This window comes from Nocardia yamanashiensis, assembly GCF_021183565.1.
Taxonomy (GTDB): Bacteria; Actinomycetota; Actinomycetes; order Mycobacteriales; family Mycobacteriaceae; genus Nocardia; species Nocardia yamanashiensis.
Genome location: NZ_CP089226.1, coordinates 1399872 through 1414302, shown reverse-complemented (window position 1 = coordinate 1414302; position 14431 = coordinate 1399872). Strand labels below are relative to the sequence as shown.

Genomic DNA, 14431 nt, shown 5'->3' with positions numbered 1-14431 from the left:
TCAGCCTCGCAGGGTGGCGTGGAGTTCCTGCAGGGACCGCACGCCGATGCCGCCGTTGATGGTGGCCTCGATGCCCTGCACCGCCGCCGCCGCGCCCTGCACGGTGGTGATGCACGGGATGTTCGCGCCCACCGCGGCGGTGCGGATCTCGTAACCGTCCACGCGCGGGCCGTTATTGCCGTACGGGGTGTTGAACACGATGTCGACGTCGCCGTCCTTGATCATGTCCACGATGCTCGGCTGATCCGCGGTGGCGCCGTCCTCGGAGTGCTTGCGCACCCGCTCGCACGGAATGCCGTTGCGGCGCAGCATCTCCGCCGTGCCGTCGGTGGCCAGGATGCGGAAGCCCAGGTCGTGCAGGCGCTTGACCGGGAAGACCATGGCGCGTTTGTCGCGGTTGGCGATCGAGACGAAGGCGGTGCCCTCGGTCGGCAGCGAACCGTAGGCGGCGGCCTGGCTCTTGGCGAAGGCGGTACCGAAATCGGCGTCGATGCCCATGACCTCGCCGGTGGACTTCATCTCCGGCGAGAGCAGCGAGTCGATGCCGCTGCCGTCCGGACGGCGGAAGCGGTGGAAGGGCAGCACCGCTTCCTTGACCGCGACCGGCGCGTCGAACGGGGCGTAGCCGCCGTCGCCCTCGGCCAGCAGCAGGCCCTCCTTGCGGAGTTCGGCGATGGTGGCGCCCAGCGCGATGCGCGCGGCCGCCTTGGCCAGGGACACCGCGGTGGCCTTGGACACGAACGGCACGGTGCGACTGGCGCGCGGGTTGGCCTCGAGGACGTAGAGCACATCGTCCTTGAGCGCGTACTGCACGTTCAGCAGCCCCTTGACGCCGATGCCCTTGGCGAGCGCGGCGGTGGAGCGGCGCACGGCCTCGATATCGCTGCGGCCCAGGGTGATCGGGGGCAGGGCGCACGCCGAGTCGCCGGAGTGGATACCGGCTTCCTCGATATGTTCCATGACGCCGCCCAGGTACACCTCTTCGCCGTCGCAGAGCGCGTCGACGTCGATCTCGATGGCGTCTTCCAGGAACCGGTCCACCAGCACCGGGTGGTCCGGGGTGATCTCGGTGGCGCGGGAGATGTAGTCCTCGAGGGACTGCTCGTCGTAGACGATCTCCATGCCGCGCCCGCCGAGCACGTAGGAAGGCCGCACCAGGACCGGGTAGCCGATCTCGTTGGCGATCTTCTTGGCCTGCGGGAAGGTGGTGGCGGTGCCGTACTTGGGCGCCGGAAGACCCGCCGCGACAAGCACATCGCCGAATTCGCCGCGATCCTCGGCCAGGTCGATGGCCGCCGCCGAGGTGCCGACCACGGGCACGCCCGCATCGGTCAGGCGCTGCGCCAAACCGAGCGGGGTCTGGCCGCCGAGCTGGCAGATGACGCCCGCGACGGTGCCGGACTCGGTTTCGGCGTGGTACACCTCGAGCACGTCCTCGAAGGTGAGCGGCTCGAAGTAGAGGCGATCGGCGGTGTCGTAGTCGGTCGACACGGTCTCCGGGTTGCAGTTGACCATGATGGTCTCGAACCCGGCGGCCGAAAGCGTCTGCGCCGCATGCACACACGAGTAGTCGAACTCGATGCCCTGGCCGATGCGGTTCGGGCCGGAGCCCAGGATGATGACCTTCTCGCGCTCGCGCTGCGGCGCCACTTCGGATTCCGCGGCGGGATCCAGCTCGTAGGCCGAGTAGTGGTACGGGGTCTTGGCCTCGAATTCGGCGGCGCAGGTGTCGACGGTCTTGAACACCGGGCGGATGCCGAGCCGGTGGCGCAGCTCCCGCACGCCGCCCTCGCCCGCGAGTTCCGGTCGCAGCGAAGCGATCTGGCGATCGGAGAGGCCGTAGTGCTTGGCGGTGCGCAGCAGCGACTCGTCCAGCACCGGCGCGTCGATGATCTCCTGGCGCAGCTGCACCAGGCCGGCGACCTCGGCCACGAACCACGGGTCGATACCCGAGGCGGCGGCGGTGTCCTCGATGCTCGCGCCCAGGCGCAGCGCCCGCTCCACCTGGTAGATGCGGCCTTCGGTGGGCACCTTCAGATCGTCCAGGATGGCCTGCACGTCGGTCCACTCGCCGTCGGGCAGCGTCCAGAAACCGGTCGCCTTGGTCTCGAGCGAGCGCAGCACCTTGCCGAGAGCCTCGGAGAAGTTGCGGCCCATGGACATCGCCTCGCCGACCGACTTCATGGTGGTGGTCAGCGTGGTGTCGGCGCCCGGGAACTTCTCGAAGGCGAAGCGCGGAGCCTTGACCACGACGTAGTCGAGGGTGGGCTCGAAGCAGGCCGGGGTCTCGCCGGTGATGTCGTTGACGATCTCGTCGAGGGTGTAGCCGATGGCCAGCTTGGCGGCGATCTTGGCGATCGGGAAACCCGTTGCCTTGGAAGCCAATGCCGAGGACCGTGACACGCGCGGGTTCATCTCGATGACGATCAGGCGACCGTCCTTGGGGTCCACCGCGAACTGGATATTGCAGCCGCCGGTGTCGACGCCGACCTCGCGCAGGATGGCGATGCCGAGATCGCGCATCTTCTGGTATTCGCGGTCGGTGAGGGTCATGGCCGGGGCGACGGTGACCGAGTCACCGGTGTGCACGCCCATCGGGTCCACGTTCTCGATCGAGCAGACGATGACGACATTGTCCTTGCCGTCGCGCATGAGCTCGAGCTCGAATTCCTTCCAGCCCAGGATGGATTCCTCGATGAGCACGTTCGCGGTCGGCGAGGCCGCGAGGCCGCCGCCGGCGATGCGATCGAGATCCTCGTGGTTGTAGGCCATGCCCGAACCCAGGCCGCCCATGGTGAACGAGGGCCGCACGACGACCGGGAAGCCCAGTTCCGCAACGGTTTCCCGCACTTCGGCCATGGTGTAGCAGACCTTGGAGCGCGCCGACTCGCCGCCGACCTTGGCGACGATGTCCTTGAACTTCTGCCGGTCCTCACCGCGCTGGATGGCTTCGAAGTCGGCGCCGATCAGCTCGACGTTGTACTTCTCCAGCACACCGTTCTCGTGCAGTGCGACAGCGGTATTGAGCGCGGTCTGACCGCCCAGGGTCGCCAGGATGGCGTCCGGGCGCTCCTTGGCGATGACCTTCTCCACGAATTCCGGGGTGATGGGCTCGACATAGGTCGAGTCCGCGAACTCCGGGTCGGTCATGATGGTGGCCGGGTTGGAGTTGACCAGCGACACGCGCAGGCCCTCCGACCGCAGGACGCGACACGCCTGGGTTCCCGAGTAGTCGAACTCACAAGCCTGGCCGATGACGATCGGGCCCGAGCCGATCACCAGGATGTGATTGAGGTCGGTACGGCGTGGCATCAGGCTCCTTCCATCAGCATGGCAAAGCGATCGAACAGGTACGCGGCGTCGTGGGGGCCGGCCGCGGCCTCGGGGTGGTACTGCACGGAGAAGGCGCGGCCGCTCACCAGCTGCACGCCCTCGACGACACCGTCGTTGGCGCAGACATGGCTGACCTCGGCCTTGCCGAAGGGGGTGTCGAACACCTCGCCGCGCTCGCCCTCGAGGGCGAAGCCGTGGTTCTGCGCGGTGATGGAGATGCGGCCCGAATGATGTTCGATGACCGGCACATTGATGCCGCGGTGGCCGAACTTCATCTTGTAGGTGCCGCGCCCGAGCGCCCGGCCCAGGATCTGGTTGCCGAAGCAGATGCCGAACAGCGGCAGGTTCTCGCCCAGGATGCCCTGGGTCAACGCCACCTGCGCGTCGGCGGTGGCCGGGTCGCCCGGGCCGTTGGACAGGAACACGCCGTTGGGGCTCAGTTCCTTGATCTGGTCCAGGGTCACGTTCGAGGGCACCACGTGCACCCGCATGCCGCGCTGGGCGAACATGCGCGGAGTGTTGGACTTGATGCCCAGGTCCACCGCGACGACCGTGAAGCGGTGCTCACCTACGGGTTCGATGGTGTACATCTCGTCCGTGGAGACCTCACCCGCGAGGTCCGCGCCCAGCATGGAGGGCTGGCCGGTGACCCGGCCCAGCAGCTCCTCGTAGTCGGCGAGGGCCTCGCCGGAGAAGATGCCCGCCTTCATGGAGCCGTAGTTGCGCAGGTGCCGCACCAGCGCGCGAGTGTCGATGCCCGCGATGCCGACGACGCTCTGGTTCTCCAGCTCGTCCTGCAGGCTGCGGTTGGCGCGCCAGTTGGACACGCGGCGCGAGGGGTCGCGCACGGCGTATCCGGCGACCCAGATCTTCGAGGACTCGTCGTCCTCGTCGTTCCAGCCGGTATTGCCGATCTGCGGGGCCGTGGCCACCACGATCTGCCGGTCGTAACTCGGATCGGTGAGGGTTTCCTGGTAGCCGGTCATGGCCGTGCAGAAAACCGCTTCACCCAATGTCTGTCCGACGGCGCCGAAGGTCGAACCGCGGAAAACCCGGCCGTCCTCGAGCACCATCACTGCGGTATCGCCGCTCATGCCTCTGCCTCGTCTCCCGTCATCGCACCCGTCCAGGCCGGGTACACCGTCTTGTCGTCTCCGCGGAAACCGGTATCCACCTCGGTTCCCGTCGGCAATTTCCAGCGAATGACCAGCACGCCTTCTGCCGTCATCACCTTGCCCGCATGCCCGCGCTCGGCGCGGACCGCCGTAATGGATTCCTCCGGAATCCAGATCGGCCCCGTCCCGTCCCGCTCGAGCAGAATGCCGCGCTCGAAGCGGGTGAGTTCCGCTGTGGCCCGGAAACCCAGGTCGCCCACCGTGATTCGCTGAATCCAGCTGGGGGCCAGGGTGCTGCCGAGATACATCCCGGTGGTCGGCTCCAGCAGCTGCGCCCCGCAATCGCCGGGCACCGCGGGCAGTTCACCGATCGCGGAAGCCTGGCGTCGGGCGCGTCCGGTCCAGGCCCGGTACATGCCCCAGATGCTCAGCGCGAACAGCGCGAACATCCCGACCACCCACAGCGTGCGCTCCATTACGGACCTCCTCGGTTCCCCACCCGCCGGTCTCCACCGGCGAAGACCTCATCGCCCCCGCGTGGCGCGGCGGCCACCCCGTCCCGGGCGGTGATCCGGCCGCGCAGGAAGGTGGTGGTCACCTTCGCGGGCAGGGTCATCGACTGGAAGGGGGTGTTGGTGGAGATCGACGCGAGGTTCTTCGCCTCGACCGTCCACTCGGCATTCGGATCGACCAGCGTCAGGTTGGCGGGTTCGCCCACCTGCAGGGGCCGGCCCTGATCGTCGAGTCCGACGATGCGCGCGGGATTCTCGCTCATCACGCGGGCGACGCCGCGCCAGTCGAGCAGACCCGGGTTGACCATGGTCTCGACGATGATCGAGAGCGCGGTCTCCAGGCCGAGCATGCCGGGGCGGGCGGCCGCGAATTCGCAGCACTTGTCTTGTTCGGCATGCGGGGCGTGGTCGGTGGCGACACAGTCGATGACGCCTTCGGCCAGGGCCTGGCGCAGGGCGGCCACGTCGGAGGTCTCGCGCAGCGGCGGGTTGACGCGGTTGACCGCGTCGTAGGTCTCCAGGCGCGAATCGTCGAGGAGCAGGTGGTGCGGGGTCACCTCGGCGGTGATCGAAATCCCCTGGGACTTGGCCCATTTCAGGAGTTCGACGGTGCCGGCGGTGGAGGCGTGGCAGATGTGCACGCGCGCACCGGCGTCCCGAGCCAGCAGGGCGTCGCGGGCCACGATGGATTCCTCGGCGGCGCGCGGCCAGCCGGCCAGGCCCAGGCGGGCGGCGTTCGGACCCTCGTGCGCCACAGCGCCCTTGGTGAGGCGCGGTTCCTCGGCGTGCTGGGCGATGAGCACGCCCAGGGTGTTCGCGTACTCCAGGGCGCGGCGCATGATCAGCGGGTCATAGACGCACATGCCGTCGTCGGAGAACATGCGCACATTGCCGACGCCCGCTGCCATGGTGCCCATTTCGGCGAGCTGCTTGCCTTCGAGGCCCACGGTGACCGCACCGACCGGGTACACGTCGACCAGGCCGACCTCCTGGCCGCGCCGCCACACGTGATCGGTGACGACCACCGAGTCGGCGACCGGGTTGGTGTTGGCCATGGCGAACACGCCGGTGTAGCCGCCGAGAGCAGCTGCGGCGGAACCGGTTTCGATGGTCTCGGTGTCCTCGCGGCCCGGCTCGCGCAGATGCGTGTGCAGGTCGATGAAGCCCGGCAGCAGCACCTGGCCGGTGGCATCGACGACCTCCGCGTCGGTCGCGGCGATACCGCTGCCGATCTCGCGGATCTCACCGTCGGCCAGCAGCACGTCGACCGGGTCGCCCTCGCCGTACAAACGAACGTTCTGAATCAGGATCTTGCTCATGCCACCACCTCGTCGGTTCCGGCCAGCAGGCGGAAGAGCACCGCCATGCGCATGTGGACGCCATTGTTGACCTGTTGCAGCACAGCGGCTTTGGGCGAATCGGCGACCGCCGGGGCGATCTCCATTCCGCGCAGCATGGGGCCGGGGTGCAGCACCACCGCGTGCTCGTCGAGCATCTTCAGGCGACGCTCGTTCAGGCCGTAGTTGATCGAGTACTCGCGCGCCGACGGGAAGAAGCCGCCGTTCATGCGCTCGGCCTGCACGCGCAGCATCATGACCGCGTCGGCGCCCGGCAGTTCGGCATCGAGGGAGTTCGAGACCCGCACCGGCCAGGCTTCGACACCGACCGGCAGTAGCGTGCGCGGGGCGACCAGCACTACTTCCGCACCAAGCGTGCTGAGCAGGAAGGCATTCGAGCGCGCGACGCGGCTGTGCAGGATGTCGCCGACCAGCACGACCCGCTTGCCATCCAGGTCGCCGAGGCGCTGGCGCAGGGTCAGCGAGTCCAGGAGCGCCTGGGTCGGGTGCTCGTGCATGCCGTCACCGGCATTGATGATGGCCGGGCCCGGGCCCGCGTAACCGCTCGCGCCGTCGTTCATCTCGTGGAACCAGCGCGCGATCTGGTGCGCCGCACCGGAAGCCGGGTGCCGCACGATGAGCGCGTCCGCGCCGGCCGCGTGCAGGGTGAGCGCGGTATCGCGCAGCGACTCGCCCTTGGAGACAGAGGAACTCGACGCGCTCACATTGATGACGTCGGCGCTCATCCACTTACCGGCGACCTCGAAGGAGACCCGGGTGCGGGTGGAGTTCTCGAAGAACACCGTCATGACGGTGCGCCCGCGCAACGTCGGCAGCTTCTTGACTTCGCGGCCGAGCAGCGCCTGCTCGAACCGTTCGGCGTCGTCCAGCAAACCGGTGGCAGTGTCGCGGTCCAGATCGGTGACCGACAGCAGATGCCTCACAGTTCGCCCTCCTGACGCAGATACACACCATCACGACCGTCGTGCTCGCGCAGCAGCACCGAGATGTCCTCGGTGCGCGAGGTGGGCACGTTCTTGCCTACGTAATCCGCGCGGATCGGCAGTTCCCGGTGCCCGCGATCGATGAGCACCGCGAGCTGCACGGCGCGGGGGCGGCCCAGGTCGCGCAGCCCGTCGAGGGCGGAGCGGACCGTGCGGCCGGAGAACAGCACATCGTCGACCAGCACCACCAGCGCGTCCTCGATCCCGCCCTCGGGCACCGAGGTGCGCTCGAGCGGGCGATGCGGCTTGCTGCGCAGGTCATCGCGGTAAAGAGTGATGTCGAGGGAGCCGACGGCGGGGCGCACCCCGGCGAATTCCTCGATCTTGAGCGCCAATCGATTGGCGAGAGTCGTTCCACGCGTGGGGATTCCGATGAGCACGACGCGCGGGACGGCCGGATCCGCGGAATCGACGGCGGTCTTCTCGATGATCTGATGCGCCATGCGGGCGATGGTGCGGCCGACATCCGGATCCGACAGCAGCTCACGCCCGGCGTTGATCTGCTCGGGATCGTGCCGCTGCGAATGCTCGGCAGCGCTCGACTTGGCAGCCCGGTCTTCGGGCACAGCCATGCCGACCTCCTTCCCCGCCTCACTGGACGGTCCGTTAAAGGATGTCTTTCGAGTGGTCACCCTAGCAGCGCCGCCACACCGCCCCGCCGCCGCACCCCCTCCGCAACCGGCCCGCCGCCGCACCCGCACCGCCGCCGCGACCAGCAGGAATCCGCCCTACCGGCGGTAACCGGCTACCCGGCAGCTATGCGAAGGGGCCGGGGCTGTGGCCAGGTTCACGCCCGCAGCCACCCCACCCGACACCGGCTAGCACGTCGAGGGTCCGACCGCCTGGCAACGCGACCGTCAGGGGGCCGGCGGTCACTGGCCGTTCGGGGTCCGGCGGTCGAAGACCAGGGGCCGGGCGATCTTGAGGGCGGTGGCGACCGCACCGAGCAGGACCGCGTCGTCGCCGAGGTGGCTGGCGGCGACGGTCGGGCGGAGCGGCGTAGTGCGTTGCAGGGTCGCGCGGACTTGATCGAGGAGGAGGTCGGCGCTGCGGCCGACGCCGCCGCCGACGATGATCAGGTCCGGATCGAGGACCGCGGTGACCGCGGCGACGACCAGGGCGATCCGTTCGCCTTCCGCGCGGACCACTTCCGTCGCGATCGGATCGCCGCGGCGGGCCGCATCGAAGACGGCCTTGGCGGTGAGGCGTCCGGTCATGCCGCGGTCACGGGCGGCACGGACCACGGCGTCGGCGGAGACGGCTTCCTCGAGTGCGCCCCGGCGGGGCGCGACCGCGTCGGTGTCGCCGAAAGCGGCGGGGAGGAAGCCGACTTCGCCCGCCGCGCCGTGGGCGCCGGTGAAAAGCTCTCCGCGCGAGACGATTCCGACGCCGAGGCCGGTGCCGATGAGGACGTAGACGAACAGGCGGCTGCCCTGGCCGCCGCCGAAGGCGTACTCCCCCAGCGCTGCCAGGTTGGCGTCGTTGTGGATGGAGAGGTCGGGGCCGCCGAGGCGGTCGCGGATCTCGTCGAGCACCCCGGCGCGGCCCCAGCCGGGGAGGTTGACGGCGTAGTGGACGCGGCCGTCCTGCGGATCGAAGACGCCGGGGCTGCCCAGGGCGGCGTGCACGACGCGATCGACGGGAATGCCCGCGTCGCCGAGGGTTGCGCGGGCGGCCTCGACGGCGACCTGGGCGAGGGCGGTGGCATTGCGGGCACGATTGGGAACGTCTGTGCGGGACAGCACTTTTCCCGACATGTCGGCGACGGCGGCACGCAGGCGCGCCCGGCCGACGTCGATGCCGAGCACATAGCCGGCGGTGGGATCGGGTTCGTAGAGCACGGCGGTGCGCCCGCGTTCGGGCGCGACGGTACCCATCTCCCGGACCAGGCCGTGTTCCTCCAGGGCCGCCAGTGCACTGGACACGGTCGGCTTGGACAGGCCGGTGTCGCGCGCGAGTTGCGCACGGGATGCCGGTCCGCCCGCGCGCAGCTGTTCGAGCAGCAGCCATTCATTGTTGCTGCGCAAACGCTGCCTGTTCCAAGGCACTTCGTCCACGACCCTCCGATCCCGTTCCACTGTCGAGCCGACTGTAAACAATCGGCCCGACCCCTTGACTGGAATAGTAAAGGAATTTAACTTTACAAAACCCATACGCCCTCCCCCATTGCGCCACCGGAGGAAGCCATGACCGGCCCCAGCACGCTCCCCAGGAAGATCGGCCTGTTCCAGGCCACCACCATCAATATGAGTCAGATGGTCGGCATCGGGCCGTTCGTCACGATTCCCCTCATGGTCGCCGCGTTCGGCGGACCGCACGCCGTGCTCGGCTTCGTCGCCGGCGCCATCCTCGCGCTCGCCGACGGGCTCATCTGGGCCGAACTCGGGGCAGCCATGCCCGGGGCGGGCGGCACCTACGTGTACCTGCGCGAGGCGTTCCAGTACCGCAGCGGGCGGCTGATGCCGTTCCTTTTCGTCTGGACCGCAATACTTTTCATTCCGCTGATCATGTCGACCGGGGTGCAGGGCCTGGTGCAGTACCTGACCTATCTGTGGCCGTCCATGACCACCGGGCAGGGCGATATCGTCGGGCTCGCGGTGGTGGCGCTGGTGGTGCTGCTGTTGTGGCGCAAGGTCGAGAGCATCGGGCGGATCACCGTCGTCATGTGGGCGGTCATGATCATTTCGGTGGCGGCGGTCATCCTGGCGGCCTTCACCCACTTCGACGCGGGCATGGCCTTCGACTGGCCTTCGAACGCCATCGATCTGGGCAGCAATACCTTCTGGCTGGGCTTCGCCTCCGGGCTGACCATCGGCATCTACGACTACCTCGGGTACAACACCTCCGCGTATCTCGGTGCGGAACTGAAGGATCCGGGCCGGGTGCTGCCGCGCTCCATCGTGACGGCGATCGTCGCGGTCATGGGCATCTACCTGTGCATGCAGATCGGCGTGCTGGGTGTGATCGACTGGCACGACCTCCTCGATCCGGGCAATGTGGCCTCGCAGTCGGTGGCCTCGGCGGTGCTCGAGACGACCATCGGCAAGGGGGCCGCGCAGGTCGTCACCGTACTGATCCTGGTGACCGCGTTCGCCTCGGTGTTCGCCGGACTGCTGGGCGGGTCGCGGGTGCCGTTCGACGCGGCGCGCGACGGCGTGTTCTTCCGGTCCTTCGGGCGATTGCATCCCAAGCACGAGTTCCCGGTGCTCGGACTGATCGTGATGGGCGTGGTGACCGCGGCCGGGTTCGTCTTCGCCCGGCACATCGGCACCTCCGCTACCCATCCGCCGCTGGCGGTGCTCATCTCACTGCTGACCACGGTCATGGTGATCGTGCAGGCCTTCGCGCAGATCGCGGCGCTGGTGGTGCTGCGGCGGCGGCAACCGAACCTGGCGCGGCCGTACAAGATGCTGCTGTATCCGCTGCCCGCGGTGGTCGCGGCCATCGGCTGGGCGGTCATCTACGGGTACGCGGACAAGGCCAATCCCGGTGTGCACCCGATCGAATGGTCGCTCGCGTGGGTCGGCATCGGCCTGGTGTCGTTCCTGATCTGGGCGCGGGTGGAGAAGACCTGGCCGTTCGGCCCCAAGGAGATTCACGAGCGGTTCGCCGAACCCGAACCTGCGCCGACCGCCTGAGCGACAGCCCAGGCAAACACTCAGCAAACATGCGGTTATGATCCGGTCCGATTGCTTTGTCTTGGATTGTCCGGATCCACCGCCCTCCGAGGCTGGGAGTCGTCGCCATGAGCAAACCGCTGGTCTGGGCCATAGCCGCCGCACTCGTCGTGATCGGGCCGATGGCCGGATTATTCGCCCGCCGGCTCGTCGATCGGATCGCCGCCAAGACCGCGGGCAACGAGCGCTCGGTGCACCGCATGGGCTTCGGCCTGGCCCGCGACTTGGCCGTCCCGGTCGCGTCGCTGGCCGGGCTGACCCTCGCGCTGGCTTTGCCGACCGGGTTGCCGTTCTCCCCGATCACGGTCAAGCAGATCCTGGAAGCCGCGCTGTTGCTGGCCATCACCTATGCGGTGGCGCGGCTGGCGGCGGAGATCGTCAGCTCGGTGGCCAACCGGGTCACCGGCATCTCCGGATCGGTGAGCCTGTTCTCCACCATCACCAAGGTGATCGTGTTCGTGCTCGGGCTGCTGATCACACTGGACACGGTGGGCGTGGAGATCACGCCGCTGCTGGGCGCGCTGGGTATCGGCGCGCTCGCCATCGCCCTCGCCCTGGAGGGCACCCTCGCCAATCTCTTCGCGGGCGTGCACATCCTGGCCTCGAAGACCGTGCAGCCCGGTGACTTCGTGAAACTCGAAGGCGGCGAGACGGGTTGGGTCAGCGATGTGAACTGGCGAACCACCACGATCCAGGACATTCCGGGCAATTTCATCATCGTGCCGAATCGCAAATTCGCCGAATCGATTCTCACCAACTTCCACCGGCCCGATCAGGACATGGCGGTCGTGGTGGAGGTGAGTACCGGATACACCAGCGACCTCGATTACGTCGAGCAGGTCACCATGGACGTGGCCCGGCGGGTGATGAAGGAACTCGATGTGGGTTTCGCCGGCGCGGATCCGCGGGTGCGCTTCCATACCTTCGGCGATTCGGGCATCCAGTTCCGCGTCGTGCTCCGCACCCGGCATTACGAGGACCAATATCTGCTGGTCAGCGAATTCATCAAGAGCCTGCACCGGCGTTATCGCGAGGAAGGCATCGCGATCCCCTACCCGGTGCGGACCCTGGAATTCGCGGGCGCCGGCGGGTTCGAATCCCACTTGGCGGCAGGGTTTCATACACCGTAAATCGCAATGTGCGATGCTCGAGGGGTGAGCAACGAAGCCGACTTCACCGAGCCAGCCCGCGTCACCTTCCGCGGCTATGGCGACATCACCATCGCGGGCGACAGCTGGGGACCCCAGGACGGGCCGCTGGTGGTGTTCCTGCACGGCGGCGGCCAGACCCGCCATTCCTGGAAGGATTCCGGCCTGGCGCTGGCCAAGGCCGGGATGCACGCGGTGCTCCTGGATGCGCGCGGGCACGGTGACAGCGACTGGGCGCCGAGCGGGGACTACACCCGGGCGGCCATGGTCGAGGATCTGATCGCGGTGCTGGAACAGCTCGGCAAGCCCGGAATCGTGGTGGGGGCCAGCATGGGCGGGCTCACCGGGCTGCTCGCCAGCGCGCACCCCAAGCACGCGCTCATGACCGGGCTGGTGCTGGTCGACGTGGTGCCGCGGCCGGAGCACGCCGGCGTGGAACGGGTGATCAATTTCCTGGGCAGCAATGCCGAGGGCTTCGCCAGCCTCGAGGAAGCCGCCGACGCCGTGGCCGCCTACCTGCCGCATCGCCGCCGGCCGCGCAATCCCGAAGGGCTGCAACGCAATCTGCGGCTGCGCGAGGACGGCCGCTGGTACTGGCACTGGGATCCGGCCATGCTGTCGGGCTCGAGCAAGGGCGAAGGCGAGGCCCTGGATCTGCACACCCAGCCGCTCGAAGATGCCGCGCGCGACCTGAGCATTCCGACGCTGCTGGTGCGCGGCGCGCTCTCCGATGTGGTCAGCCAGGAGGGCGTCGATGCCTTCCGCGCCCTCGCGCCGCACGCCGAATACGCCGAGATCGGCGCGGCCGCGCACACCGCGGCCAGCGACGCCAATGACGAATTCACCGATGTGGTGGTCGATTTCGTCCGCGCGCACGCGCGCTGAGGTTCAGAGCAGCCGATCGAGCAGGTGGTCGAACAGTTCGGCCGCCTGTTCGGGCGTCTTGTGCCGGGTCAGCACCGCCTGGGTGATGCCCGAGAGCGAGAACACCAGCAGTTCGGCATCGGAATCCACGTCCGCGCGCGGAGATTCATCGTCTTCGCGGTTGACGCGATGCCGCTTCAGCTGGTCCGCGAACGCACCCATCAGCCAAATCCCCGGTCCCGCCGTGTCTTCCGTGCCGACCGTCGAGCCGTACAGCGCGGCGGCATGGAAAGCCGACAGCACCAGCGCGTCCTCGCGGGCCTGATCGTCCATCGGCAGCAGCACCGAGGCGAAGGCGCGAATCACCGCACGCGGATCCGACTCCGGGCCCAGCGCCGCGATGCGCTGTTCGAAACGCTGCCCCGCGTCCACCACCACCGCCTGCAAGGTGGCCAGCATGAGTTCGCGCTTGTTGCCGAAGTAGTACTGAATGAGCCGCACCGAGATCCCGGCCTCGGCGGCGACGTACTGGAAGGTCGCGGCATCCAATCCGCCACCGGCGATGACTCGCCGCGCGACCGTCGTGATCTCGCGACGGCGCTGCTCGTGATCGACCAAACGGGGCATATGACCGGCCACTCCTGCGTCGTCGGCGAACGGGAAAGGATTGATGGTACGCCCATATCACCTCATTGCACGCAACAGTCGCCGACTCGCGCGCGGTGGGCCCGGCAGCACCGCGCAGCCCACCGATATACGAACACCTGTTCGATAGCGTGGTAGATTCGCCGGCATGTCGACACCATTGCAGGGATCGTTGCTCGATGGGTTCGGAGAGGTCGAGCTGGGCCCGCTGGACGGGTTGCGGCGCACGGTGCTCGGAGACGGGGCCTGGATCGATGTGCTGCCCGGCTGGTTGAGCGGGGCCGATGTGCTGTTCGAGCGGCTGGCGGCGGAGGTGCCGTGGCGCGCGGATCGACGGGCCATGTACGACCGGGTGGTGGATGTGCCGCGGCTGCTGTGTTTCTACGAGCAGGGGCGGGAATTGCCGGATCAGGTGCTGACTCAGGCGCGAGAAGCATTGAGCGAGCACTACTTCGAGGAGTTGGGCGAGCCGTTCACGACGGCCGGCCTGTGCTACTACCGCGACGGCAACGACAGCGTGGCCTGGCACGGCGACAATTTCGGCCGGGGCGGGACCGAGGACACGATGGTCGCGATCGTCTCGGTGGGCGCCGCACGGTCCCTGCTGCTGCGGCCGCGCGGCGGGGGCGCGAGTATCCGATTCGCTTTGGGCCATGGCGATCTCATCGTGATGGGCGGGTCCTGCCAGCGCACCTGGGAGCACGCGGTGCCGAAAACGCGCCGAGCGGTGGGTCCGCGCATCAGCATCCAGTTCCGGCCACGCGGCGTTCGCTGACGAGGGGTTCGAACGCCGCGC

General features: G+C 68.3%; 12 protein-coding genes. 4 read left to right on the top strand and 8 right to left on the bottom strand.

Annotation, left to right across the window (positions count from 1 at the left end; genetic code table 11):
* From carB to LTV02_RS06695, 7 genes are all read right to left on the bottom strand, one after another.
* Window positions 1-3312 (bottom strand): carbamoyl-phosphate synthase large subunit, encoded by a 3312-nt coding sequence (gene carB, locus LTV02_RS06725; protein ID WP_233039045.1) that lies wholly within the window; start codon window positions 3310-3312, stop codon window positions 1-3.
* Window positions 3312-4427, bottom strand: coding sequence for a glutamine-hydrolyzing carbamoyl-phosphate synthase small subunit (carA, locus tag LTV02_RS06720; protein ID WP_233039043.1), 1116 nt, complete (start codon window positions 4425-4427; stop codon window positions 3312-3314). The genes carB and carA overlap by 1 nt, the downstream gene beginning before the upstream one ends.
* Window positions 4424-4924: a PH-like domain-containing protein gene (locus LTV02_RS06715; RefSeq protein WP_233039042.1), complete on the bottom strand. Its 501-nt coding sequence runs from the start codon at window positions 4922-4924 to the stop codon at window positions 4424-4426. The genes carA and LTV02_RS06715 overlap by 4 nt, the downstream gene beginning before the upstream one ends.
* Window positions 4924-6279: a dihydroorotase gene (locus tag LTV02_RS06710; RefSeq protein ID WP_233039041.1), complete on the bottom strand. Its 1356-nt coding sequence runs from the start codon at window positions 6277-6279 to the stop codon at window positions 4924-4926. The genes LTV02_RS06715 and LTV02_RS06710 overlap by 1 nt, the downstream gene beginning before the upstream one ends.
* Window positions 6276-7241 carry an aspartate carbamoyltransferase catalytic subunit gene (locus LTV02_RS06705; protein ID WP_233039040.1) on the bottom strand — a complete coding sequence of 322 codons (966 nt, stop codon included), beginning with the start codon at window positions 7239-7241 and terminating at the stop codon, window positions 6276-6278. Before LTV02_RS06705 ends, LTV02_RS06710 begins: the two co-directional genes overlap by 4 nt.
* On the bottom strand, window positions 7238-7873 hold the full coding sequence (pyrR, locus tag LTV02_RS06700; protein ID WP_233039039.1) for a bifunctional pyr operon transcriptional regulator/uracil phosphoribosyltransferase PyrR: 636 nt from the start codon (window positions 7871-7873) through the stop codon (window positions 7238-7240). The genes LTV02_RS06705 and pyrR overlap by 4 nt, the downstream gene beginning before the upstream one ends.
* A 300-nt stretch (window positions 7874-8173) precedes the next feature.
* A complete protein-coding gene (locus LTV02_RS06695) occupies window positions 8174-9358 on the bottom strand; it encodes an ROK family transcriptional regulator (RefSeq protein WP_233039038.1) in 1185 nt (394 codons plus the stop codon).
* Between the two features lie 129 nt (window positions 9359-9487).
* Here LTV02_RS06695 and LTV02_RS06690 point away from each other — a divergent pair, with 129 nt between their 5' ends.
* The 3 genes from LTV02_RS06690 (at window position 9488) to LTV02_RS06680 (ending at window position 13011) form a co-directional block, all read left to right on the top strand.
* Window positions 9488-10939 carry an APC family permease gene (locus tag LTV02_RS06690; RefSeq protein WP_233039037.1) on the top strand — a complete coding sequence of 484 codons (1452 nt, stop codon included), beginning with the start codon at window positions 9488-9490 and terminating at the stop codon, window positions 10937-10939.
* A gap of 107 nt (window positions 10940-11046) precedes the next feature.
* Window positions 11047-12108, top strand: a complete 1062-nt coding sequence (locus LTV02_RS06685) for a mechanosensitive ion channel family protein (RefSeq protein ID WP_233039036.1) — start codon at window positions 11047-11049, stop codon at window positions 12106-12108.
* Window positions 12109-12132: 24 nt separating this feature from the next.
* Window positions 12133-13011, top strand: a complete 879-nt coding sequence (locus LTV02_RS06680) for an alpha/beta fold hydrolase (protein ID WP_233039035.1) — start codon at window positions 12133-12135, stop codon at window positions 13009-13011.
* A gap of 3 nt (window positions 13012-13014) precedes the next feature.
* Here the strand turns inward: LTV02_RS06680 and LTV02_RS06675 are convergent, their stop codons facing one another.
* On the bottom strand, window positions 13015-13617 hold the full coding sequence (locus LTV02_RS06675) for a TetR/AcrR family transcriptional regulator (protein ID WP_233039034.1): 603 nt from the start codon (window positions 13615-13617) through the stop codon (window positions 13015-13017).
* A gap of 166 nt (window positions 13618-13783) precedes the next feature.
* Here LTV02_RS06675 and LTV02_RS06670 point away from each other — a divergent pair, with 166 nt between their 5' ends.
* Entirely contained in the window at window positions 13784-14410 is a 627-nt protein-coding gene (locus LTV02_RS06670; RefSeq protein WP_233039032.1) for an alpha-ketoglutarate-dependent dioxygenase AlkB, read from the top strand.
* Window positions 14411-14431: the final 21 nt, after the last annotated feature.